At 62.4% G+C, this 21,062-nt stretch carries 26 protein-coding genes; 11 read left to right on the top strand and 15 right to left on the bottom strand.

The window, feature by feature from the left end; genetic code table 11:
* Positions 1-184: 184 nt before the first annotated feature.
* Positions 185-874: a Crp/Fnr family transcriptional regulator gene (locus tag MPC4_RS18850; RefSeq protein WP_134491377.1), complete on the top strand. Its 690-nt coding sequence runs from the start codon at positions 185-187 to the stop codon at positions 872-874.
* Positions 875-890: 16 nt separating this feature from the next.
* Here MPC4_RS18850 and MPC4_RS18845 read toward each other — a convergent pair whose 3' ends face one another.
* The 3 genes from MPC4_RS18845 to MPC4_RS18835 all read right to left on the bottom strand — a co-directional run bounded on the left by MPC4_RS18845 (position 891) and on the right by MPC4_RS18835 (position 3,899).
* Entirely contained in the window at positions 891-2,804 is a 1,914-nt protein-coding gene (locus tag MPC4_RS18845; RefSeq protein WP_174513883.1) for an AsmA family protein, read from the bottom strand.
* 212 nt (positions 2,805-3,016) lie between these two features.
* Complete coding sequence (locus MPC4_RS18840) at positions 3,017-3,403, bottom strand: response regulator (RefSeq protein WP_174513882.1); 387 nt, start codon at positions 3,401-3,403, stop codon at positions 3,017-3,019.
* A gap of 100 nt (positions 3,404-3,503) precedes the next feature.
* Positions 3,504-3,899, bottom strand: a complete 396-nt coding sequence (locus MPC4_RS18835) for a DUF423 domain-containing protein (RefSeq protein ID WP_244629115.1) — start codon at positions 3,897-3,899, stop codon at positions 3,504-3,506.
* Between the two features lie 323 nt (positions 3,900-4,222).
* Here MPC4_RS18835 and MPC4_RS18830 point away from each other — a divergent pair, with 323 nt between their 5' ends.
* Positions 4,223-4,870, top strand: coding sequence for an invasion associated locus B family protein (locus MPC4_RS18830; RefSeq protein ID WP_174513881.1), 648 nt, complete (start codon positions 4,223-4,225; stop codon positions 4,868-4,870).
* Between the two features lie 165 nt (positions 4,871-5,035).
* Complete coding sequence (gene mepA, locus MPC4_RS18825) at positions 5,036-5,956, top strand: penicillin-insensitive murein endopeptidase (protein WP_134491369.1); 921 nt, start codon at positions 5,036-5,038, stop codon at positions 5,954-5,956.
* A 5-nt stretch (positions 5,957-5,961) separates the two neighbouring features.
* Here mepA and MPC4_RS18820 read toward each other — a convergent pair whose 3' ends face one another.
* The 3 genes from MPC4_RS18820 to MPC4_RS18810 all read right to left on the bottom strand — a co-directional run bounded on the left by MPC4_RS18820 (position 5,962) and on the right by MPC4_RS18810 (position 7,554).
* Complete coding sequence (locus MPC4_RS18820) at positions 5,962-6,222, bottom strand: hypothetical protein (RefSeq protein WP_174513880.1); 261 nt, start codon at positions 6,220-6,222, stop codon at positions 5,962-5,964.
* A 184-nt stretch (positions 6,223-6,406) separates the two neighbouring features.
* Positions 6,407-7,063 (bottom strand): peptide-methionine (S)-S-oxide reductase MsrA, encoded by a 657-nt coding sequence (gene msrA / locus MPC4_RS18815; protein ID WP_174513879.1) that lies wholly within the window; start codon positions 7,061-7,063, stop codon positions 6,407-6,409.
* 173 nt (positions 7,064-7,236) lie between these two features.
* Positions 7,237-7,554: a hypothetical protein gene (locus MPC4_RS18810; RefSeq protein WP_174513878.1), complete on the bottom strand. Its 318-nt coding sequence runs from the start codon at positions 7,552-7,554 to the stop codon at positions 7,237-7,239.
* A 326-nt stretch (positions 7,555-7,880) separates the two neighbouring features.
* On the opposite strand from MPC4_RS18810, the gene MPC4_RS18805 reads away from it, so the two are divergent.
* Positions 7,881-8,597 carry a DUF1013 domain-containing protein gene (locus MPC4_RS18805; RefSeq protein WP_134491360.1) on the top strand — a complete coding sequence of 239 codons (717 nt, stop codon included), beginning with the start codon at positions 7,881-7,883 and terminating at the stop codon, positions 8,595-8,597.
* A gap of 140 nt (positions 8,598-8,737) precedes the next feature.
* Positions 8,738-9,091 carry a hypothetical protein gene (locus tag MPC4_RS18800; protein WP_174513877.1) on the top strand — a complete coding sequence of 118 codons (354 nt, stop codon included), beginning with the start codon at positions 8,738-8,740 and terminating at the stop codon, positions 9,089-9,091.
* A 384-nt stretch (positions 9,092-9,475) separates the two neighbouring features.
* On the opposite strand, the gene MPC4_RS18795 is transcribed toward MPC4_RS18800, so the two are convergent.
* Positions 9,476-9,988: a DUF2244 domain-containing protein gene (locus MPC4_RS18795; RefSeq protein ID WP_244629114.1), complete on the bottom strand. Its 513-nt coding sequence runs from the start codon at positions 9,986-9,988 to the stop codon at positions 9,476-9,478.
* 46 nt (positions 9,989-10,034) lie between these two features.
* On the opposite strand from MPC4_RS18795, the gene nth reads away from it, so the two are divergent.
* Complete coding sequence (gene nth / locus MPC4_RS18790; RefSeq protein ID WP_174513876.1) at positions 10,035-10,808, top strand: endonuclease III; 774 nt, start codon at positions 10,035-10,037, stop codon at positions 10,806-10,808.
* Between the two features lie 38 nt (positions 10,809-10,846).
* Here the strand turns inward: nth and MPC4_RS18785 are convergent, their stop codons facing one another.
* The 5 genes from MPC4_RS18785 to MPC4_RS18765 all read right to left on the bottom strand — a co-directional run bounded on the left by MPC4_RS18785 (position 10,847) and on the right by MPC4_RS18765 (position 15,734).
* Positions 10,847-11,605 carry an ABC transporter permease gene (locus tag MPC4_RS18785; RefSeq protein WP_244629113.1) on the bottom strand — a complete coding sequence of 253 codons (759 nt, stop codon included), beginning with the start codon at positions 11,603-11,605 and terminating at the stop codon, positions 10,847-10,849.
* Positions 11,595-12,560 (bottom strand): ABC transporter ATP-binding protein, encoded by a 966-nt coding sequence (locus tag MPC4_RS18780; RefSeq protein ID WP_244629112.1) that lies wholly within the window; start codon positions 12,558-12,560, stop codon positions 11,595-11,597. Before MPC4_RS18780 ends, MPC4_RS18785 begins: the two co-directional genes overlap by 11 nt.
* Positions 12,557-13,591, bottom strand: a complete 1,035-nt coding sequence (locus MPC4_RS18775; RefSeq protein WP_174513875.1) for an ABC transporter permease — start codon at positions 13,589-13,591, stop codon at positions 12,557-12,559. Before MPC4_RS18775 ends, MPC4_RS18780 begins: the two co-directional genes overlap by 4 nt.
* A 131-nt stretch (positions 13,592-13,722) precedes the next feature.
* Positions 13,723-14,646 carry an ABC transporter substrate-binding protein gene (locus MPC4_RS18770; protein WP_174513874.1) on the bottom strand — a complete coding sequence of 308 codons (924 nt, stop codon included), beginning with the start codon at positions 14,644-14,646 and terminating at the stop codon, positions 13,723-13,725.
* Positions 14,643-15,734, bottom strand: a complete 1,092-nt coding sequence (locus tag MPC4_RS18765; RefSeq protein WP_134491352.1) for an ATP-dependent DNA helicase — start codon at positions 15,732-15,734, stop codon at positions 14,643-14,645. The genes MPC4_RS18770 and MPC4_RS18765 overlap by 4 nt, the downstream gene beginning before the upstream one ends.
* Positions 15,735-15,896: 162 nt before the next feature.
* On the opposite strand from MPC4_RS18765, the gene MPC4_RS18760 reads away from it, so the two are divergent.
* The gene (locus MPC4_RS18760) at positions 15,897-16,400 is read left to right on the top strand and encodes a DUF3455 domain-containing protein (RefSeq protein ID WP_174513873.1); all 504 of its coding nucleotides are present in this window, start codon (positions 15,897-15,899) and stop codon (positions 16,398-16,400) included.
* 13 nt (positions 16,401-16,413) lie between these two features.
* Here the strand turns inward: MPC4_RS18760 and msrP are convergent, their stop codons facing one another.
* Both msrP and MPC4_RS18750 read right to left on the bottom strand, forming a co-directional pair.
* Positions 16,414-17,367: a protein-methionine-sulfoxide reductase catalytic subunit MsrP gene (msrP, locus tag MPC4_RS18755; RefSeq protein ID WP_174513872.1), complete on the bottom strand. Its 954-nt coding sequence runs from the start codon at positions 17,365-17,367 to the stop codon at positions 16,414-16,416.
* Positions 17,368-17,614: 247 nt separating this feature from the next.
* Positions 17,615-18,343 carry a DJ-1/PfpI family protein gene (locus MPC4_RS18750; protein ID WP_174513871.1) on the bottom strand — a complete coding sequence of 243 codons (729 nt, stop codon included), beginning with the start codon at positions 18,341-18,343 and terminating at the stop codon, positions 17,615-17,617.
* A gap of 273 nt (positions 18,344-18,616) precedes the next feature.
* Here MPC4_RS18750 and MPC4_RS18745 point away from each other — a divergent pair, with 273 nt between their 5' ends.
* The 4 genes from MPC4_RS18745 (at position 18,617) to MPC4_RS18730 (ending at position 20,633) form a co-directional block, all read left to right on the top strand.
* Positions 18,617-19,492 carry an S-methyl-5'-thioadenosine phosphorylase gene (locus tag MPC4_RS18745; RefSeq protein ID WP_134491346.1) on the top strand — a complete coding sequence of 292 codons (876 nt, stop codon included), beginning with the start codon at positions 18,617-18,619 and terminating at the stop codon, positions 19,490-19,492.
* Positions 19,489-20,037: an adenine phosphoribosyltransferase gene (locus tag MPC4_RS18740; RefSeq protein ID WP_174513870.1), complete on the top strand. Its 549-nt coding sequence runs from the start codon at positions 19,489-19,491 to the stop codon at positions 20,035-20,037. Before MPC4_RS18745 ends, MPC4_RS18740 begins: the two co-directional genes overlap by 4 nt.
* A 72-nt stretch (positions 20,038-20,109) precedes the next feature.
* Entirely contained in the window at positions 20,110-20,385 is a 276-nt protein-coding gene (locus MPC4_RS18735; RefSeq protein ID WP_174513869.1) for a plasmid mobilization protein, read from the top strand.
* Positions 20,382-20,633: a hypothetical protein gene (locus MPC4_RS18730; protein ID WP_174513868.1), complete on the top strand. Its 252-nt coding sequence runs from the start codon at positions 20,382-20,384 to the stop codon at positions 20,631-20,633. Before MPC4_RS18735 ends, MPC4_RS18730 begins: the two co-directional genes overlap by 4 nt.
* Before the next feature lie 14 nt (positions 20,634-20,647).
* On the opposite strand, the gene MPC4_RS18725 is transcribed toward MPC4_RS18730, so the two are convergent.
* Positions 20,648-21,007 (bottom strand): hypothetical protein, encoded by a 360-nt coding sequence (locus MPC4_RS18725; protein ID WP_174513867.1) that lies wholly within the window; start codon positions 21,005-21,007, stop codon positions 20,648-20,650.
* Positions 21,008-21,062 lie beyond the last annotated feature (55 nt).

The raw sequence follows: 21,062 nt of genomic DNA, 5'->3' as shown, positions 1-21,062 counted from the left end.
TTTAAATGGGAGCAAGAAAGCGCTTCGCTCATTCAATCAGCCGTTGCAATCAGCTATTTAACGGTCGAAGCCCCTCTGACCAAGTTATGCTTTGGCGGAATTGCGAAATTCGGCGACAGCGGCGATTGTTTCAGCAAAACTGAATTGAAAGATACGAAAGCTCCTTTCCTGATTCGAGCAAGCCATGCAGACCCTCGCGCGCCTACCATTTTTCAAGGATGTCGCCGACCTCGACTTCGAGCGTTTTGATCGGCTCTGTCTGTGGCGCCGGTTCGACGATGGCGAACTCGTCGTCGATTACGAAGACGAATCATCCGACGTTTATTTCATCGTCGCCGGTGAAGTGCGGGTCCTGATCCGCACCGTCGCCGGCAAGGAGATTATCCTCGGAGAAAGCCGCGCCGGCCAGTTCTTCGGCGAAATGACGGCGATCGACGGCGCTAAACGCTCGGCCAATGTGACGGCCTTGACGAAGTCGGAACTCTGCATCATGCCGGCCCATGTGTTCCGCGAGGTCATTTTCGCCTCGCAGACGGCTTGCGACCGCATCTTGCGGCTGCTGACCGGCCGCATTCGCGAGCTGAACGCAAGGCTCGCCGAACATTCGATCTTCGATCTGAAGCATCGTCTCTATTCCGAACTGTTGCGCATGGCGCATCCGCGCCCCGGCAGGCCGACGGAACGAGCAGTGACGCCGCCGCCTTTCCATCACGTTCTGGCGGCGCGCATCGGTTGCCGGCGCGAGCAGGTCACGCGCGAACTCTCGGCTCTGGCTCAGGAAGGCCTCATAGAGAAAACCCGCGGCGCCCTCGTTCTCGTCCGGCCTGGCGTCCTGGAAGCGCGTCTAGCCGAAGCGATGCGCGAAGGCGGCTGACCCGTGCAGCCTTGGGTCAATGCGCCTCAACTGAGGATGTCGGTTTGACGCCGTCGGGAGCGCTGGAAAACAGGGGCGCCGCCGCGCCAGACTGCCGGATCAAGCTTCGCGCGTCCGGAATGAGAGCGAGATCGTCAAACGAGCCCGCGAGGTCGAAGGAAAATTTCGGTCGTTCGGCGCCAGGCTTAACCTCGCCGCCGGCGGTCGTGGCGGTCGCATGGACATTGAGCGCGCGCTCGCCAATGTCGATGGAGCCGCCGAAGCCGAGGGCAAGGTTCCGGCCGCGCATCCGCCCATCCTCGATTTCAGCGACGCCCTTGGCGATGCGAAGGCTGAGACCGAGTTCATCGAAGCCAGTGCCGCCATAGCGTATATCATCGGCAAGGCCCAGCGGCCTCGTGTCGATCCAGCGTAAAGCCTGATCGAGATTGATCCCCCCAATTTGGCCGCGCTCCAGCGCGATCTGCGCATGGCCGTTGAGATTGCGCATCAATTCGCTCATATTGGCGCCCGTGCTCTCGACATTGCCCGCGGCGGTCAGCGCGCCCTCAACTTTCCACGATTCGATGGAGTTCGGCCACACCCCGGCGGCGTCGACGCCAGAGAAAACCGCGCTGCCGTGCATGGCGAGCCCGGCGCCGGTCTTGGCGAAAGACGCGCGTCCCTTGACGCTCCCCTGATAGGCCCTGGCCTCGATCAAGGCGATGTCGAGACGCTGTTTCTGGTTCATCAGGGAAAATGCGGCGTCCTCCAGTTCGATCCCTGGCAGCGCGAGGCGGGCCGCGGAGACCCGCAGGTCCACGTCGGCGAAATTCTCTTCATCGAGATCAAAAGCGTCATGGCTCCATTGCCCGTCGCGTCCGAGCGCCGGAGACAGATTGGCAAGGAAGGGCCGCAAGGACAAATCGCTCGTCGCCAGCGTGCCGGAAAGAATCGGCTTATCCTGCCCCATCATGACCGCGAGAGCGCCCTCATAGGCATTGCCGTCGAGCTGAAGGCGCAGATTTGAAAAACTGGCGCCTGACGCGCCGATGCTGGCGTCCGAGGTCAGGGCGAAATCCTGGAAAGGAGCCGGCAGCTCGACAAAATATCCCCCCGTTTCGACCAGTTGGCGCAGCGACGGAGCAGAGGCGAAAATGCGCCCGGTGAATTGCGCCTTCGGCGCGCTTGCAAGATTGCCTTCGGCTGAGAGCGACAACGCCGGCCCGTTGACCTTGAGGCTCAGCGCGGACTGTTCGCCGCGCATCAAATCCGTCGGACGATCGACGATGGCGGCGATATCGGCGCTTTGTCCGCGAAAACGCACCGTCCCGGTGAGATTCGCGGCGGCGCCCAATTTGCGCCAGTCGAGGGTCACATTGATCGCGTCGATCCAAAGGTCGCCATCGCCAAGGCTCGTCGTCAGCCGGGCGCTGCCATCAACCAATGACACCACTCCAAGCCGCGCCTCATCGGCGGATGTTGCCTGCGGGCTTGATGATTTTGCATTCGCGGCGCGCCCGATCGCGCTGTCGGAAGGCATCGGACGACCGTCGAGATTGATCACCATCTCAGGTTCGCCAAGGGTCGCCGACGCGATCTCGAGCCGCCCCTGCAGAAGCGCCGCGACGCGCAGATAGCCCTTGAGATAAGCAGCGTCGATGCGCAGTGCGCCGGACGGGTCGGCGAAACGGATATTGTCGATGCTGATGTGGGGCTGCGGCAAAACGACGAAAACGGCGTGGCCTTGCGATATCGCAATGAGCCCGGTCATGCGCCGGATTTGCGCGATGATCTCATTGCGCAGCACATTCGTCGAAAACAGCCATGGAACGGCGGCGACCGTCATGCTGAGGAAAATGGCGAGAAAGCCGAAGGCCGCGATCCATCTCGTGACCTGCCTGCGCGGCGGTTGCGGGGAAATGGAAGCAGTCGTCGCCACTTCAGCCATGGCTTTCAGGCGCCCTCAAGCTCTCGTCCGGCCGGCTGCTTCGCCCGCACACCCCGCGAAAACAAGCTTGTGGCCTTCGACTATGTCACGAAGAAGGCAAAAAATACGCCCTCCTGGGCCTATCTTCAGCTCTCAGCAACCCGTTTTCGATCAAAGCGCCTGCTCGAAACTCGAATAACGGCGCGCGGGTTCCGAAAGCGCCGGACAAAGGTCTAGTGGCCAACAGCGCCAAACACTTTGTCCAGCATCGAGACAAGATCCGCGGTGCCAAAAGGCTTCTGCAAAATCGCTCTGTCCGCATAGGCGGCCGGGATGTCGGACAGTCCGAAGCCGGTGGTGAAAATGAACGGACACGACCGCTGCGCCAGCAAATCGGCCACAGGGTCGATCCGCTGCGACCCGATATTGATGTCGAGAAGCGCTCCGTCGATGTGTTCCCGGCCAATGAAGTCCATCGCGGCGGTGACGTCGCCGAAACAGCCCGCGACGTCAAAACCAAGCTCAGACAAAGCGTCGACAAGCGAGAGCGCGACGAAAGGCTCGTCCTCGACGATCAAAATCCTCTTGGATGGCGGATCGCCAGCGCACGCAAGCGTCATCTTGAGACCTAGTTTCTGCGAGGCTGACTTTGCCTTGAGCGATCCCTAATGTCCAGAGAATCGACAAATGGTCACGATTTGTTCATTTCTTGAGGGTTATTCAGGCAGCTTTTGACGCGAGAGCCGCCAGCGCGGCGACGGCGGACGATAGCCAGCCGAGGATCAGGGCCGAGCCTCCGATTGGCGCCGCCATGGGGAAAAGCCTGACGCCCAAAAGCGCGCGAAAGGCGAGATCACTGCAAAAGAGCATGCTGCCGAAAAGAAACAGCGCCGCCCCGCAAAGGAACCAGCCGCCGCGACGGGGCGCGGCTAAGGCGAGGGCCGCAAGCGCCAGCGTGGCGACGGCATGGATCAGCAGGAAGCTGGCGGCGGTCGTCAGCAGCGGGCTTGCCGACAGATGCGCGGAGACCGCCGACAGGATCACGCCGGCGGCGCCGGCCACGCCTGCGAGAGCGGCGGCGATCAAGGCGAGTTGTTGGATTTTCGGAGCCGTCACGGTGGGCCTTGGTTTACCAATCGACGAGCCCCTGCTTACGGAGACGGCGCGCCAAAATCAATCGCGCCGCCTTAGTCGAGTAACGTTGGGAGCGGGTCTTGCGCATCGCTCACAGCAATTGCGCAGCGCGCTGGAACCCGGATCCCTTCGGATGGCGCGCCGCGTGTGGCGTCCAAAATCTTCATCCGTCGCCCTTTCAAGGGGTTCGAGCCTGATGTCGCCGGATGCGCCTTTTTCGCTTTCCGGCGTCTGCGACCGCCAAATATTGGCTTGCCTCGGGCGCTGGCCTCCCTATAACTCCGATCCTCACATCGAGGCTGACCATGCGAAAGACCCTGATACTGGCGATAAGCGCGCTGCTTGGCTCCTGCGCCGCCGCAATCGCGGAACCGCGCGCAACAACAGCGCCTCCCGCCCCGGCGGCGCCTCCGGCCACCACGGCGACGACATTCGGCCAATGGACTTTGCGATGCGGCGTCGACCCCGGCAGCGGCGAACGCGCCTGCGAGGTCGATTCCGCGATTGTCCTGCCGGGACAGACCGGGCCGATCGCGCAGGTTGCGTTCGGACGCCTGGTGAAACAGGCTGAGAAACAAGCCAAGGACCAGCAAGCGCCCGACAAGACCGCGGACAAGGACAAGCCGGCGGACAAAGCGACGCCGGACAAGGACGCCAAGAGCGAAGAGAAAACAACGCGGCTCATCATTCTCGTGCCGGTTAATGTGACCATCGCGCCCGGCGTCGAGGTCGTCGCCGACGCCGCCAAGCCTCATCTCAATATTCCGTTCAAGACCTGCATCCAGGCCGCCTGTTTCGCCCAACTGGAGCTGACCGCCGAGCAGATGCAGGCGTTCCGCGGACAGACCAAGCCCGGCCAGATCACTTTCACCGATCCAAGCGGCAAGCCTGTGCCCATCGAGCTATCGTTCAAGGGGCTGGACCAGGCCCTCGATGCGTTGGCCAAACGTTAGCACCAGCGAACGCGCGTGATCGCTTCAATTTGAAGCGATCACGCCGTTGGCGTTCCGCTGTCCTCAAAAAAACCTTCGTGCCCCGATTTCAATATAAAATCGCGCGTCGATTCGGCCGAACCCGGACGAACCTTGTTGAAAGCGCCGGTTTATCGGGGAGCTTCAATGCGATCGCCTCTGCTTTTACTGGCCGCCCTTTGCGCGATCTGGCCGATGCGGGCGGCTCTGGCGCAGGACAGGGGTTCGCTCGAACCCGTCGCTCTTCCTCCCCTCGCCCATCCGAACGATCCGGCAACTCCAGCCAAGGAATTATTCGGACGCGAGACCACACCGGCGCCCCTCGCAGCGCGCACCATCGGTTTTTATTCGCGCGGCTGCCTCGCCGGAGGCCAGCCCCTGCCCGTCAATGGACCCGCCTGGCAGGTGATGCGGCTCTCGCGCAACCGCAACTGGGGCCATCCGGCCCTGCTCGCCTTTCTGGAGCGATTTGCCCGCAAGGTGCCGACCGTCAGCCATTGGCCTGGAATTCTCGTCGGCGACATGTCGCAGCCGCGCGGCGGCCCTATGCTCACGGGACATGCCTCGCATCAAGTCGGCCTCGACGCCGACGTCTGGCTCACGCCGATGCCGGCGCGCCAGCTGACGCGTTCTGAGCGGGAGGAGATGACGGCGATCAATGTGGTGCGGCCGGACCGACTCGACGTCGATCCTTCGAAATGGACGCAGGATGATCTTGAGGTCGTCAAGGCGGCCGCGCAAGACCGGCAAGTGCAGCGTATTTTCGTCAACGCGGCGATCAAGAAAGCGATTTGCCGGGAGGCGACTGGCGATCGCTCATGGCTGAATAAAGTGCGCCCCTATTACGGACACGACTACCATTTCCACATCCGCCTCGTCTGTCCGTCAGGAGAGCAGGCCTGCCGTGAGCAGGACCCCGTCCCCCCGGGCGACGGCTGCGACGCCTCGCTCGCCTACTGGTTCTCGGACGCCGTGTTGCATCCCTTGCCGAGGCCGCAACGGCCGAAGCCGCCAATCACATTGGCGCAGCTTCCGACCGAATGCAGAACGGTTCTCAACGCAAAATAGCGCGGTCAGTTATTTTCCGGCGCGATATCGCCTGCGAGGGGCGCTGCCGGCTTGACCATCAGGTGGTGCATCTTGGATTTGCGATGCATGGCGGCGCTGCGCCCCGAAACGATCGGGGCCTCATTCGCCGCGCCGTAGACCGCCGTCGTGACCACCCCCGTGCGATCAGCGACATCCGGTTTCGCAGAAATTGGATTGCCCATCGCCGCCCCCGCAACGCCAAGGCTGAGCATCGAGCCAATCGCAAGAACTTTAATAAAACGCATTGAACGCTCCAAAGGTCATCCGCGCGTCCCGCTGTCTAGACCCCAAATATTACGCGAATAGAACAACGCCGAACTTGCGCAACCGTTGCTTCGGCCTTGCATTAATCTCAAAATTTGGCTCCGACTGGGGGTCGCCCCAAGCCGATGGCTGCCACTCCGCGGTACGCAAAAGCAGACCGCGCGATCAGGCCGCGACGCCGACCCCGATCGGACACGAAACACCCGTGCCGCCCAAGCCGCAATATCCATTCGGATTTTTGGCGAGGTATTGCTGATGATAGCTCTCGGCATAGTAAAAAACCGGCCGATCGAGGATCTCCGTTGTGATCGGGCCAAAGCCCTTCTCCGCCAACGCCTTGCCATAGGCCGCCCTGCTCGATTCGGCGGCGGCGCGCTGATCGGCGCTGGCGACATAAACACCGGAGCGATATTGTGTTCCAACGTCATTGCCCTGGCGCATTCCCTGCGTCGGATCGTGGCTTTCCCAAAATGTTCTCAGGAGGGATTCGTAGGAGATTTTGGCCGGATCGAAAGCGACCAGCACCACCTCATTGTGGCCGGTAAGGCCTGAGCAAACCTCTTCATATGTCGGGTTTGGGGTCAGGCCGCCGGCATAACCGACCGCTGTCGCGTAGATCCCGTCTCCCAGCTGCCAGAATTTGCGCTCCGCGCCCCAGAAGCATCCCAGCCCGAATAAGGCCGTCTCGACGCCGGCAGGAAACGGGGGCGCCAAACGACCTCCGGTGAGGAAGTGCGTTTCAGCGGTCTTGATTGGGTCCGGACGACCAGGCAGGGCGTTCGCCGCCGTCGGCAAAGTCAGCGGTTTCCGAAACGCGAACATCTCCGCTCCTTTCTGCGAGAAACAGCCGGCGATAGACTGGACATCGGGGGATTAACCCTCACCGGGATTCTGTGTAGCTCAAATGGGGTCTCAACTGCGCCGAGACAACGGCTCAGACGCCGGCAAAGTTTCCGAGTTTCGTTAATTTTGCGCCAATACGGGGTCCGAATGGCTTACCGGCTGGAGTAGCCGATCTTTGGCTGCGGCTTGCGCGCCAGCCAGAACATGAGCGCCCCGATCAGGCCGAGCCCGAGAAAAGTGGGCAGTTGCGCAACTTTCGTTAGAGATCTTTCGAGGAGCGCCGGCCAGTGCCCGTTGATCGCAACCCTCAACGCCTCCGCCTTGTTCGGCGCTAGCGCGGCGGCCGTGTCGCCCAATTCCGTCAAGATCACGTGTCCGGCCGCGAAGGACCTGGAAGAATCGATGGCCAAGGCCGCGAAGGCGCTGGCCAGAATGAACAAGCCGATAAATTGCAAGGTCAAGCGAATCATGAAAGGCGGGGATCCCTTAACAGGAGCCTGTTTGGCCCGGTTTGATCATGATGGTCAGAGCCAAGGGCGATAGTCCAGCCCAGCCGCGGTTTTGGCTGGGCCATCTGGCGACACAAACATTTGCCTCGTGAAAAGGCAAACGCATTGCCTTCGGCCTCCGCGCTCCCTATAATGTAACTATTCCCGTCATGGCTGATTGATTAAGCCTTGTCTCGTGAGCATCGTCTCGTGGGCCTCGCCCCTGCGCGGCGGCGGGCGCTCCGGACAGCGCGTCGGCGCTGCTTGCTGGAATTCTTAAGTTTCCGAGCGCAAAGGAGAAGTAAAACATGAACAATGCGCCGCTCATGCCTAAGGCCACGGCTGTATGGCTCGTCGAAAATACGTCTTTGACTTTCGATCAGATCGCCAATTTCTGCAAACTTCACCCGCTCGAAGTGAAAGGCATCGCGGACGGCGAAGTCGCGACCGGGATCAAGGGCCATGATCCGATCACTTCGGGACAATTGACCCGCGAAGAAATCGCCGCGGCGGAGAAAGACTCCAATCGCCAGCTGCAACTGGCGGTTTCCAAGGTGCGGCTGCCGGAGCCGGCGCGCAAACGCGGCGCCCGCTACACGCCGCTCTCGCGCCGCCAGGATCGCCCGAACGCCATTTTGTGGCTGGTGCGCAATCATCCCGAGCTGAAGGATGCGCAGATCATGCGCCTCGCCGGCACTACGAAAACGACATTGCAGGCCATTCGCAATCGGACGCACTGGAATTCAGCCGCGTTGACGCCGGCCGACCCCGTCACGCTTGGCCTCTGTTCGCAGATTGATCTCGATTTCGAAGTCAATCGCGCTGCAAAAGATCGGCCGCATGTCGAAGAAGATCACAGCCAGACCCTGATGTCCGCCGAAACGACCACGCGCCCGCCGCATGAAGAGCGTCGCACCGAAGCCGAGGTGTTCGGCGTTGCGCCGGCCAAGCAGCACGAGGTTGAAGAAGACATCGATGTGCATTCGGTCTTCGCGAGTCTGAAAGGCCTAAAGGTAAAAGAATAACCTATAATTGTAATTTTCTCTTTTTGGTTGTGTTTTCGGTGTTTCTCCGCGTAGAATGGAACTAAGATCAAAAGGCGAATCAGGCCTCGATTCGCCGGTCATGATCTTGAATGCCGCGTTCTTGCGCTGGAGAAACATTGATGAGCATCTTGGCCGCCGGCGCGTCCGGCGCTCAATCGCTAAGGCCCGCGAAGAAGTGGGCCTATGGCTTAGTGCTGCTATCGGCCCTCGGCGCGCCGGGCGCCGCGGCGGCCGACCTTGGATATGGGCCGCGCAGCTATGCTCCGCCTCCGCCGCCAGCGCCGCCCCCTTACGCCTTCGCAACTGACCCCCGTTGCAGCGTCGTTCCCATGCCACAGTTGGACCTTGTCGGCGACACCGCGCGATTTCGCGCGACCGCCGTTTGCCAGTCGCGCGGCCTTTATGCCGACTCGGTGATCTTTCCGGAGCCGCCCGTGCTGTATCGCGGCTATAATTACGGCCGCGAAAGATAGGCGCCCAGATTTCGCGGGCTCAGGGGCGCGGCATCCTCGCGGCAACCTGCATTTGCCTGCGGCGCCTTTGGGCGCGCGCCTTGCGGCTGCCCTCGCAGACCGCCCCATCTCACCGGACAGAGCAGCGGCGACCGGTCTTTATCCGGAATCCGCCGCAATCACGTCCAATTTATTCATTTTTTCACGATCTAGCATATTTGGGTCAAGCGGAAGAGCGCCAAAAACGCTAGCCCTGCGAGGCGAGGTTTCGATGCCTTCGCGGACTTCGGACAGTCCGCGTCCTGCTTCTGATCGAGCATTGGCGCGCCTTGTCTGGCCGGCCGTTCCGTTCGCTTTGGGACGGCCGGATTTTCTTTCGCCTTGCCGCTGTCCCTCTAAGAAGGCTCAGGAGTAGCGAGGTCCGCGCCGCGCCTCGGCAAGGGCGCGCGACAGGGCGCTGGCAAAATCCGCTTTTTCGCCCGGCCCAAGGAACGCCGCGACTTCGAGGCTCTTGCCGCGCGAGACGAGCGCCAGCCGCAAAGTTCCGAACTCCTCGTGCTCCTCCCGCTCCAAGCGCACAAAGGCTGGATTGAAACGCCATTCGTCCCGCCGCCCTTTGGCGCTGACCTTGGCGACGAGAAGTTCAAAAGGCGTCACATGGACGTCCTCATAGGCGCGGGCGGCGCGGTAATTCGCTTTGAAGGCGAAATAGAAAAGCGCGACGTCGAGCCCGAAGAACCCCGCGACGGGCCATGCGCCAAGAAAAATAAACGGCAGGCTCGAGACGATATTGGCCCCCAGAAATGCCATCAACAGAAACTGAAAGTTCCGCCGCCCCAGCGAGCGATGTGGTTTCAGCCGCGCGGCGAAAAGCGCGGGATCTTCCATTTCACCGATGATGATTTTCGCAGCTGACATCCGAGAGGCCCTTCTCTCCCGCCCTATCGAAAACTATAACGCGTCCATGGTCAAAAGAATTATTGCAAATGCTACCGTCGCCAAGGGCGCCGCGCGCGCGATCGCCGGAAGCGTGAAGCCCGCCGCTCGAAAGCAAGGCGGGACGACGGCTCCGAAACCGGCGAACGCGCGCCGCGAATCTCCGGATGCAGCGCGCATCGAGGAAATTTTTCGCCGATTCGCCGCCGCAGCGCCAAATCCCAAGGGCGAACTTGACTATGTGAACCCTTTCACCCTGCTGGTCGCGGTGGTGCTGTCGGCGCAGGCGACGGACAGCGGCGTCAACAAGGCGACAAAGGCGCTGTTCGCGATTGCCGATACGCCGCAAAAAATGTTGGCGCTCGGCGAAGACAGACTCCGCGAGATGATCAAGACGATCGGCCTCTACCGGACCAAGGCGAAGCATGTCATCGCCCTATCGCAGCAGCTCGTCGACAATTTAGGCGGGATCGTTCCGAATGATCGGGAGGCGCTTGAACGGCTCCCGGGCGTTGGCCGCAAGACCGCCAATGTCGTGCTGAACATCGCCTTCGGCGCGCCGACGATCGCGGTCGACACCCATATTTTCAGGGTCTCTAACCGCATTCCGCTCGCCCCCGGCAAGACGCCCCTCGACGTCGAGCGCGGCCTCGAACGGATTATTCCGGACACGCATAAGTTGCACGCGCATCATTGGCTCATTCTGCATGGCCGCTATGTCTGCAAGGCGCGCCGGCCGGAGTGCGAGCGCTGCCTGATCGTCGATCTCTGCGAATTTCCCGGCAAAACCGTCGTCAACTAAAACTTGATGATCAGACTCGCCGGGCGAGCAACGCGGATTCAGCCGCGCGGAGCGCAGAGCGCCATCTCCAAGGACTGAAATCCGCGATCGACCGCCACAGCCAGCAGCGCGACGATCAGGGCGCCCTGAATGACATATGCGGGATTTGACGCCGACAGCCCTTCGAGGATCGGCGAGCCTAGCGAAAGAGCGCCGACGCTGGAGCCGATCGTCGCCGTCCCAATGTTGATGATGACAGCGTTGCGCAGACCCGCAAGGATAAAAGGCAGAGCCAGCGGCAGCTCAATCCACCAGAGGAGCCCAAGGGGAGCAAAGCCCATGCCTTCGGCCGCCTGCCGCGCGGCGGCGGGCACATTGTGCAAGCCCGTCAGGGCGCCGTCGAGAATGGGCAAAATGGCGTAAAGGCTCAAAGCGGCAAGCGCCGGCGCCGCGCCATAGCCGAGGATCGGAACGGCCAGGGCGAGAACGGCGACCGGCGGAAACGTCTGGCCAACGGCGGCGATGGCGCTGATCATGGCCGCGAATTCGCGCCCGCAATCGCGCGTGGCGAAGACGGCGAGGCCGATCCCGACAACCGCCGCGAGAAGGCTCGATATCGCGGCGAGTTCGCAATGCGCCAGCGTCAATTCAAAGAAGCTTGCGCGCGAATAGAGGGGGCGCGGATCGCCCGGAAACAGCGCGGCGAATAAAGGCGCGCTCCATCGCATCGATCCGATCGCGCCGACGAGCAGCAGCGCGAGCCAGAACGCCGGCTGACGCGCGACCACACGAACCGCCGCCATGATGCTAACCCGCATCGCCAGCTCCAAGAACATCGGCGACGGCGATTTCGCCCATCAGTTCGCCGCGCTCATTTTCAACGGCAAGCCGATCGCGATGACGCTCGAGCATGAGGGTCAGCGCCTGCCGCAGACTCGCCGTGTCCCTGATCGCAATCGGCTCGTCCGCTGAACCGGCGGCGGTCGTGGCAGGCCGCGTGCGCTCCCCGACAGTCGCAAGATCAAGTAGCCTCAAAGGCAAATCCTCACGTCCGAGAAAGCCCTCGACGAATGCATCGCGCGGCCTCAGCAGGATGTCAGCGGGCGCGCCCGCCTGGATCACGCGGCCCTTGTCCATCACAATAATATGGGTCGCGAGGCGCAAGGCTTCGTTCATGTCATGCGTGACAAAGACAATCGTTTTTCCGCTCTCTTTGTGCAGGCGCCGCAACTCGCCCTGCAAAGCGGCGCGGCTGACAGGATCGAGCGCGGCGAAAGGCTCGTCCATCAACAAAATGTCCGGGTCGGCGGCGAGAGCGCGGGCGACGCCGACGCGCTGCTGCTGGCCGCCCGACAACTGGCGCGGATAGCGAGGCAGCAACGCCGGGTCGATCTGCAGCGCGGCGGCGATATGTTCGACGCGCTCGGCGATTTTGACCTTGTCCCAGCCCATCAGGCGAGGCACGGTTGCAATGTTCGCGGCGACAGTCCAATGCGGAAAGAGCCCGACCGATTGTATGACGTAGCCAATGCTGCGCCTCAGCTCAATGGGATCGAGCTCGCTGATGTTTTGTCCGCGCACTCTAACAACGCCCAGATCCGGCGCGATCATCGCGTTGATCATGCGCAGAACCGTCGACTTACCGCAGCCGGAGGGACCTACCAGCACGCAAAACGCACCGGCCTCAATGGACAGCACGAGATTTTCGATGGCGGATGTCGCGCCAAAGGATTTCGACACGCTTTGCAGTTCAATAATGGGCGACAGGCTCATGCTCGCCTCCTCGCCGCCGCCAGCAGCATCTGAAAGATGAGATCGGCGGCGAGCGCCAGGAGAATGATCGGGATCGCGCCAAGCAGAACAAGATCCAGCGCATATTGTCCGATGCCCTGAAAAACGAAGACGCCAAGTCCGCCGGCGCCGATTAAAGCTGCAACGGCGGCAAGGCCGATGGCTTGAATGACGACGACGCGCAGCCCCGAAATCAAGGCCGGCAGCGCCAGCGGCAATTCAACCGAAAGGAACAGACGGCGCCGATCAAAGCCGAGGCCGATCGCCGCATCTTTCACCTCCGAGGCGACTGCATTGAAGCCCGTAACAAATATGCGCACCAGCGGCGGCAGCGAGTAGAGTGTCAGCGCGATGATCGCAGGCGTTGGGCCAACGCCGGCGACGCCGAGCTCGCGCAGCGCCGGAAACCGTGCGCTGAGGGCGGAGAGCGGCGCGATCAACGCGCCAAAAAGCGCAATCGATGGAATCGTCTGCACGACTCCGAGCGTCGCGAAAAGCCATCCGCGCGCGCCTGCGTGACGCAAAGCCAGCGCGGTCAGCGGGACGCTGATGATCAATGCAAAAGCCGCGGCGGCGCCGACGAGGCCAACATGGCGGGCGAGCTGTTGCAGGAATTCCACGTGGCGCCCCATGAACTCCCTGGTGAGCGCGAGGCTGGTGAAAACGCCGCAGCGCGCCATAAGCGCAAAGCCCAGCGCGACAGCCGCGCCTGCGGCCACGCGCAGCCAGAGGGAAAGCGCGCCGCGCTGCATCGCGTTCAACATGGCGAGGAGAGCGACCGCGCCAAGGATCCAGAAGGCGGCCCCAAGCGATATGCGCGCCGCCGGCGGCGCCGTCGCGGCGAGGACATGGGCGAATGCTCCCGCGCCGGCAAGGCAAGCAAAGAACAACGCCGCCGCCGCAAGCAGCGCGGCATATGCGCGGAGCTTTTCTTGCGCGACAAACGACAGGCCGGCGAGCGCGGCAAAGCTTGATATGATGGCGCCAAGATCCGCCGAGGGAGCCTGCCACACGGATAAGGGCGCTCCGTCAGCCAGGCGATTCCCGGCGTAATTGACGAACGCGGTTGAAGCCGCAGCGAGCGCGCCAATACAACACAGCGTCAATAAAACGCGATCGTGAATTTTGAGCGCGCGCAGGATTTTCATAACAGATTTTGCGCCGTCATATAATTGCGCGCAACGAAGGTCGTCTCTTCGCCTTCGACCGCCACCCGCTCATTGAGCGCCCGCAAGGTTGTAAGATCAAGGCCAGCGAAGACTGGCGCCAATGCCTGTCTTATCTGCGGATATTCCGCCAATGTCGCGGCGCGAATGACGGGCGCCGGCGCATAGACAGGCTCCGCATGGCGCGGATCGTCAAGCGGCAAAAGATCAAGCGCGTTGAGCGCGCCATCGGAACCATAGGCCATCGCCGCATTGACGCCCGAAATTCCGTCCGAGGCGGCCTTCATCGTCGCCGTCGTCTCGCCGCCGGACAGCACCAGAAGTTGCGAGGCCTGCAGATTGAACCCATAGGCCGTTTCAAACGCCGGAAGCCCGGCCTCGCTTTCGACGAATTCGGCCGAAGCCGCCAATCTGATCCTGTTTCCGGCCCGGACGAAGGCGGCGAAATCGTCCAACGTGCGCAGGCTTTTCTCTGCCGCAAGCGCCTTCGGAATGGCGATGATCCAGCTATTATCGGCAGGCGCCGGCTGCAGCCAGACGAGGCGATTTTGAGCATAGTCCAACTCTGCGACGCGCAAAAAGCCCTGCCGCGCGTCGCGCCACACCGGATCAGATTCCTGGTGAAAGAAAAAGGCGCCATTGCCGGTATATTCGACGCAAAGATCGACCGCGCCTGAGATCAAGCCCTGACGCAAAATCGCCGTTGGCCCGATCTGCAGCTCGTTTATTGTCGGAACGCCGGCGCGGGCCAGAGCCAGGAGCATCATCTGCCCGAGAAGGGCGCCCTCCAGATCAAGTTTCGAGCTCACGACGACCGGCGCGGCCGCCACAGTTTTCCTCACGCCAAGCGCCAGCGCGCCGAAAAGAACGCCGCGGCGGGAGAGCTGCGGCGAGATCTTCATATGACAACCGTCAGTCTTTCCGCCGCGCGCGTGATGCCGGTATAGAGCCATCGGTTGCGGTGTTCCCGGAAGGCGCCGCTTTCATCGAACAGCACGACGGAATTCCATTGCGAGCCCTGCGCCTTGTGCACGGTAAGCGCGTAGCCATAATCGAATTCATCCGATTCGCGGCGCGCTTTCGGCGTAAGGCTGTCTTCGGCGCCGGAGAAAAATTCCGGCAGTACGCCTATGCGCAGCGTCTTGCGGGTCGGATCGTCTTCGGGCGCCACATTCAGCGCCAGCTTCTTCTTGCGGGTTGTTCCGGTCGTCTTGACGATCCATATGCCGCCGTTGAGGAGGCCTTTCGTGTTGTCGTTCTTAAGGCAGACGAGCTTGTCGCCGGCTTCTGGAAATTCCGATTGATAGCCGAATAATTCGCGCATTCTGCGATTGTAGGAGCGCCGGGTGCGGTTCAAGCCGACGAGAAGCTGGTCACTCGCCGTCACGGCCGCCGAATCGATTTCTCTGCGTCCGATGACGCGGCTCTCGCCATAGGCGCCGGGGTCGAGCCGGCGGCCTTCGCGCACCAGCATGGACATTTTGATGATCGGGTTATCCGCCGCCTGACGGTGCACCTCCGTGAGCATCACGTCCGGCTCCCCTTCCGTGAAAAAGCCGCCGCCGCGCACCGGCGGCAGTTGCGCCGGATCGCCGAGCACCAGCACCGGCTTGCCGAAGGATAGAAGATCACGGCCGAGGTCAGCGTCGACCATCGAACATTCGTCAATGATGACGAGGCTCGCCTTGGCGACCGCGCTGTCTTCATTCAGGACAAAGGTCGGCTCGTCGACGTCGGCTTCGCGCGGGCGGTAAATCAGGCTGTGGATCGTGCGCGCGCCTTTGCAGCCTTTGGAGCGCAGCACCAGCGCCGCCTTGCCGGTGAAGGCGGCGAAGGCGACGTCTCCGTCGACGTCTTCGGCGAGCTGTTTGGCGAGCGTCGTCTTGCCGGCGCCGGCATAGCCGAACAGGCGAAAAACCTGCGGCTCGCCGCGCTTCATCCAGGCGGAGACGGCGGAAAGCGCGCCATCCTGCTGCGGCGACCAGCTCATGCCGGCGCCCGGCGCTGGCCGACCGGTCCAAAAGGGTCCCGCGGCGTCATTTTGCGGCTCGTTCGTCTGAAGAAATCATGGGCCCTGTCTGTGGCTGGCGTCACCGGCGCGCCTCGGCTAGCTTCCTTGTCGCCGCGACTTGGCGGCGAGGGGGGAATCAACATGAAGCGAATCGCTGTCGCGCTTTGGAGCTTTGCCTTTATCAATCTCGCGCAGCAAGCGTCGGCGCAGGATGCGCTAAGCCCGCCCTCCGGGTCAAACCTGTTGCTCGCGGCAGAGGCCAGCGGCGTACAGGTCTATGTCTGCACGGCAAAGGAAAAAGGCTTCGTCTGGATTTTCGACGGCCCGGCGGCGTCGCTTTTCAATCATAGCGGCCGGGAAATCGGCACGCATGGCAAAGGGCCTATGTGGACGCTCGCCGACGGCTCGGCGATCACCGGCGATCTTTTGGCGAAGAGCGACGCGCCAGAGGCCGGCTCAGTGCCCTGGCTTCTGCTCAAGGTCAAGACGCATCTGGGGACATTCGGCACGCTCTCGAGCGTCAATTACATTCGCCGCATCGATACGAAAGGCGGCGTCGAGCCGCCGGACGGCTGCGACGCGGCGCATCTTGGCGATATCGCCCGCATCCGCTATTCCGCCGTCTATCAATTCTACGCGCAGTGATGCGAGAGGCGGCTCAGACAAAGAGCCGCTCCTTTTCGAGGCCGACATAGAGGCCGGCGACGAATTCGCCATAACCGTTGAAGATCTGCGTCGGACGGCGCTCCTGCGTTCCAAGCACCTCCTCGCTCGCCTGGCTCCAGCGCGGGTGCGGAACGGCGGGGTTCACATTGGCCCAGAAACCATATTCGGACGCCTGCAGGCTCTCCCAAAAAGTCTTTGGCCGCTCGGCGACAAAAGAGATGCGCGTGATCGACTTGATCGATTTGAACCCATATTTCCAGGGCGTCGCCAGCCGCAGCGGCGCGCCGAAGCTCTTGCCGAGCGGCTTGCCATAGGCGCCGGTGACGAGAAAGCTCAGATCATTGGCGGCTTCCGCCATGGTGAGGCCCTCGACATAGGGCCAAGGATACCAGGCCTGCCGCTGGCCAGGCGCCATGGCGCGATCGAGAAAGGTCTCCATCCGCACATATTTCGCGGCAGAGAGCGGCTTTGCGGCCTCAACCAGCGCGCGCAGCGGAAAGCCGGTCCAGGGCGCGGCCATCGCCCAGGCCTCGACGCAGCGGTGGCGATAGAGCCTTTCCTCCAGCGGCATCGACTTGATGAGATCATCGATGCCGATGTCGAAGGGTTTTTCCACCAGCCCGTCGATCTTGATCGTCCACGGCCTTGTCTTGAGAGACTGGGCGGCGTCGAAAATATCCTTCGTCGAGCCGAATTCGTAAAAATTATTGTAATGGGAATTGATCTCTTCCGGCGTCACGGCTCGGTCGAGCTTGAATATCTCATTGCGCTTGGCCGGATAAAGCGCGTCGGCGGGATCGTCTGCGGCGAAAGCGGGAGCGGCGAGCCATGAGGCCGCGGCCGCCGCCGCGCCGCCTTTGAGCAATGAGCGGCGCGCGAAAAACAAATGTTCCGGCGTCGCTTCGCTTTCGCGAATTTCCCAACCTTTGCGGCGATGAACAAACATGCGGCTCTCCCTGCGCGTGCGCCTCAGAGGCAAGATACGGCGTCCAAGGCGGATTTGTTACGCGGGAATGCGGGATTTAACGCTGAAACCCCGGGATGAATGGACAACTCACAGCGCTCGCCCGTGACGCCAGTCACGATGATTTGCTCTGCTTTGAATTTGTCGTCACGGACCGCCCGCCATCGCGGACGCGCCTACCGCCACGCCGGCTTCAAGATAAAGGGCGGCGCTTCACATAGGGAGCGCATTATTCTCTGCTCGCTGGAGCGGACGGCGCCGTAACGCCGAGACGTTTTGCCACCCGGCGAGCCGTCTCCTCCCTTTGTGCCGTTATGGCGCGGACGGCGCGCCGCGCTTCGTCCAAAACGGCGGCCGGAGCGGTTTCGGGCGCTCCGCTGTTGAAGGGCGGCTCCGGCGCATAGGCCATGTAGAGCTGGATGCTCTGGGCGGCCTCGTCGCCGCGCAGTTCCGCCGCAACGCGCAAGGCGCCGTCAATGCCCGCCGTCACGCCCGCGGCAAACACCCAGTTCCCATCGATCACGACGCGTTCGTTCACAGGGATCGCGCCGAAATAGGGCAGGAGGTGAAACGACGCCCAGTGCGTCGTCGCCCGCCGCCCCTCGATCAGCCCGGCCGCGCCGCAGATGAGAGCGCCCGTGCACACGGAAAACACACATCGCGCCCCCGCCGCCTGCCACCGCATCCAGGCAAGGATTTCCTCGTCGTCCATCAGCGCTTCCTGGCCGAATCCGCCGGGGATATGAAGGACGTCGAGCCGCGGCGCTTCGGTCAGGTCGCCATCCGGCGTCAGCCACAAACCGCGCATGTCCCGCATAGGCTCGCTCGTCTTGGCGAAGATGCGGTAGGTCGAGTTTGGGATACGCGACAACACCTCGAATGGGCCGGTGAGATCTATCTGGTCCACCCCATCGAAAAGGAGGGAGCCGATCTGAAGATGGGTGTCGAGTGGAATCATGGAGCGACTCCTCATTACGCGGTTCTGCGCAACTGCCGGTAAAGCGCATAAAGCTCTGCAGCGCCCGTTCCGCGGAAACATTGCGCCGCAGCTTCCTGCGCCCGCTGGTCGCCGCGCTGCAGGAATATCAGGGCGGATTTAACTCGTAAAGCGGCTTTGCGCCGGAGGGCGACGGCCCAAAATAGACGATCAATCTGAATGCTGAACACCATCGCAGCCACTTGCGCTGACGTCTCGCCGCGTTAAAACTGCGCCGCTTGAAAGGCGGGGCAAATGGCCAAAGCGATCATAGGCATTATCGGCGGATCAGGCGTCTATCACCTGCCGGGCCTCGAAGACATCCGCGAGGAGCGCGTCACAACGCCCTGGGGCGAGCCGTCGGATGCGCTGCATTTTGGCCGGATCGGCGCGACGGAGGCGGTTTTTTTGCCCCGCCACGGGCGCGGCCATGTCCTGTCGCCCTCCGGCATCAATTACCGCGCCAATATCGACGCGTTGAAACGCGCCGGCGTCACCGACATTGTTTCCGTATCGGCCTGCGGCTCTTTCAAGGAGGAGCTTTATCCCGGCCTGTTCGTCCTTATCGACCAGTTCGTCGACCGGACCTTTGCGCGGCAAAGCTCGTTCTTCGGCAATGGCTGCGTCGCTCATGTCTCAATGGCGCATCCCATCGCGCCGGCGCTGCAGGCGCGCATCGCCCTGGCCGCGCAGGCTGAGGCCATCCCCTGCCTCACCGGCGGAACCTATGTCTGCATGGAGGGGCCGCAGTTTTCCTCGCTCGCCGAATCGCGAAGCTATAAGGCGGCGGGCTATGACGTCATCGGCATGACGGCGATGCCGGAGGCAAAACTCGCGCGCGAGGCCGAAATATCCTATGCGACAGTCGCGATGGTCACCGATTATGATTGCTGGCACCCGGACCACGACGACGTCGACGTCGCCTCAGTGATCAAAATCGTCAACGCCAACTCGGGCAATGCCGCGCGCCTTCTGGCTCGCATGTTGCATGATTTTCCGGCCGAGCATGAGGCCTGCCCGGTCGGCTCGGACCGCGCCCTCGATAATGCGATTCTGACTGCGCCATCGGCGCGCGACCCTGTTCTCATGAAGAAACTAGAGGCGATCATGCGGCGGATCCATCAGTCATGACCTTGAACGACAAGACATACGACCTCAAGGCCGCGATCCGCACCATTCCCGACTATCCAAAGCCCGGCATTCTGTTTCGCGACATCACGACGCTGCTTGGCGACGCGCGCGCTTTTCGTCGCGCCATCGACGAATTGGTGCAGCCCTGGTCAGGCGCCAAAATCGACAAGGTCGCAGGGATGGAAGCGCGCGGCTTCATCCTCGGCGGCGCTGTCGCACATCAGCTTTCAGCCGGCTTCGTGCCGATCCGCAAGAAGGGAAAGCTGCCGCATACCAAGGTCTCGATCGCCTATTCGCTGGAATATGGGCTGGACGAGATGGAAATCCATGATGACGCCGTGGTCGCCGGGGAGCGCGTCATTCTCGTTGACGACCTCATCGCTACGGGGGGCACGGCGACGGGCGCGGTCGGCCTCCTGAAGAAGATCGGCGCCGACGTCGTCGCCGCCTGTTTCGTGATCGATCTGCCGGACCTTGGCGGAGCCGACAAGATCAGGGCGCTCGGCGTGCCGGTGCGGACCTTGATGAGTTTTGAAGGGCATTGAGCCGATCGCCTAACGCCATTGCCGCTCCGCGCAGGATCATGTATATGATCATGTCTAACATTGGAGGCGGCAATGAGTCTGGCCAGTCAGCGGCTGATCGTTCCCATCACGGCGCGGGACAAGGAGCTCGTCGAACGCAAGGCCGCAAAGGCCGGCAAGATTTCGACGGCGGAATTCGTCCGCCGCGCGGCGCTGGCCTATGAGCCCGCCGACGAAGAGGCGCTGGCGGAGCTGCGCGCCCTTGCCGACGGCTTCGCCGACATTCACGCCGCGACGCTGGCGCAGCTTGACCGCACCGACGCCGCTCTCGACGCGGCGCTGGCGTATTTTGGACGCGCGGCGAAGTGAGCGCCGTTGGCGATGCGCTGAAGGCCCTCAAAACGGCGATGCTGCTCGAGGAGCGCATCAGCGGCCAAGCCAAGAAGGTCGAGCAACTCGCCCTCAGCGTCGTCGAGATCGACAAAAGGCTGGCGGCGCTCGAAGGCCGCATGGAGGGCTTTATGGCGGCGGCTTCCGCTTTCGGCGGGCGCGCGCGGCCAACGAAAGTGATCGAGGCGCCGCGCGATCAACAAAATCTGCCGCCGCGGAAGGGGTGACGCGCCCGCCCCCCTCACTTCGAGCAGTCGACCAGATCCTTGTCCTCGACAGAAAACACCTGCCCCGCCTCGACCGGCAGGTTTTTGGCGGCGCAAACGCGCCCGTCCGGAAAGCCGATCCGGGCGTCATACTGGCCCGTCCCGACACCCGTGACCTTCAGCCGCTCGTCATGCTCGACCTCGGCGTCCTTATCGTTCAGACACTGGTTTTCGCCAAACTCCTGCGTGCCAGCGGGCGCGAGGCGCAACTCCGTCACGGTCGATGAGGTAAGGTTCCAAAACCGCGTCGGCTTGCCGGCGGCGCGCGCGGGCGCGTCTGCGAACGCCGCAGCGAAGACCAGCAGCGACGCGGCTGCAAGCGTGAGACGGCGCATTTTCGCTCCTTTGAGGTTCCCTGCCTGCCCTTTTTAGCCTCCAATACAGCCGCGC

Source organism: Methylocella tundrae, assembly GCF_901905185.1.
GTDB classification, from domain to species: Bacteria; Pseudomonadota; Alphaproteobacteria; order Rhizobiales; family Beijerinckiaceae; genus Methylocapsa; species Methylocapsa tundrae.
Note: the sequence above shows the minus strand (reverse complement) of the source record. Positions and strands in the feature narration are given on the sequence as shown.

Coding starts and splice junctions, on each gene's coding strand:
- MPC4_RS18850 (WP_134491377.1), top strand. CDS start 185: ATGCAGACCCTCGCGCGCCTACCATTTTTCAAGGATGTCGCCGACCTC.
- MPC4_RS18810 (WP_174513878.1), bottom strand. CDS start 7,554: ATGATTCGCTTGACCTTGCAATTTATCGGCTTGTTCATTCTGGCCAGC.
- MPC4_RS18735 (WP_174513869.1), top strand. CDS start 20,110: ATGAGTCTGGCCAGTCAGCGGCTGATCGTTCCCATCACGGCGCGGGAC.
- MPC4_RS18745 (WP_134491346.1), top strand. CDS start 18,617: ATGGCCAAAGCGATCATAGGCATTATCGGCGGATCAGGCGTCTATCAC.
- MPC4_RS18740 (WP_174513870.1), top strand. CDS start 19,489: ATGACCTTGAACGACAAGACATACGACCTCAAGGCCGCGATCCGCACC.
- MPC4_RS18820 (WP_174513880.1), bottom strand. CDS start 6,222: ATGCGTTTTATTAAAGTTCTTGCGATTGGCTCGATGCTCAGCCTTGGC.
- MPC4_RS18845 (WP_174513883.1), bottom strand. CDS start 2,804: ATGGCTGAAGTGGCGACGACTGCTTCCATTTCCCCGCAACCGCCGCGC.
- msrP (WP_174513872.1), bottom strand. CDS start 17,367: ATGTTTGTTCATCGCCGCAAAGGTTGGGAAATTCGCGAAAGCGAAGCG.
- MPC4_RS18805 (WP_134491360.1), top strand. CDS start 7,881: ATGAACAATGCGCCGCTCATGCCTAAGGCCACGGCTGTATGGCTCGTC.
- MPC4_RS18780 (WP_244629112.1), bottom strand. CDS start 12,560: ATGAGCCTGTCGCCCATTATTGAACTGCAAAGCGTGTCGAAATCCTTT.
- MPC4_RS18760 (WP_174513873.1), top strand. CDS start 15,897: ATGAAGCGAATCGCTGTCGCGCTTTGGAGCTTTGCCTTTATCAATCTC.
- nth (WP_174513876.1), top strand. CDS start 10,035: ATGGTCAAAAGAATTATTGCAAATGCTACCGTCGCCAAGGGCGCCGCG.
- MPC4_RS18800 (WP_174513877.1), top strand. CDS start 8,738: ATGAGCATCTTGGCCGCCGGCGCGTCCGGCGCTCAATCGCTAAGGCCC.
- mepA (WP_134491369.1), top strand. CDS start 5,036: ATGCGATCGCCTCTGCTTTTACTGGCCGCCCTTTGCGCGATCTGGCCG.
- MPC4_RS18840 (WP_174513882.1), bottom strand. CDS start 3,403: ATGACGCTTGCGTGCGCTGGCGATCCGCCATCCAAGAGGATTTTGATC.
- MPC4_RS18725 (WP_174513867.1), bottom strand. CDS start 21,007: ATGCGCCGTCTCACGCTTGCAGCCGCGTCGCTGCTGGTCTTCGCTGCG.
- msrA (WP_174513879.1), bottom strand. CDS start 7,063: ATGTTCGCGTTTCGGAAACCGCTGACTTTGCCGACGGCGGCGAACGCC.
- MPC4_RS18765 (WP_134491352.1), bottom strand. CDS start 15,734: ATGAGCTGGTCGCCGCAGCAGGATGGCGCGCTTTCCGCCGTCTCCGCC.
- MPC4_RS18785 (WP_244629113.1), bottom strand. CDS start 11,605: ATGCGGGTTAGCATCATGGCGGCGGTTCGTGTGGTCGCGCGTCAGCCG.
- MPC4_RS18750 (WP_174513871.1), bottom strand. CDS start 18,343: ATGATTCCACTCGACACCCATCTTCAGATCGGCTCCCTCCTTTTCGAT.
- MPC4_RS18795 (WP_244629114.1), bottom strand. CDS start 9,988: ATGTCAGCTGCGAAAATCATCATCGGTGAAATGGAAGATCCCGCGCTT.
- MPC4_RS18830 (WP_174513881.1), top strand. CDS start 4,223: ATGCGAAAGACCCTGATACTGGCGATAAGCGCGCTGCTTGGCTCCTGC.
- MPC4_RS18770 (WP_174513874.1), bottom strand. CDS start 14,646: ATGAAGATCTCGCCGCAGCTCTCCCGCCGCGGCGTTCTTTTCGGCGCG.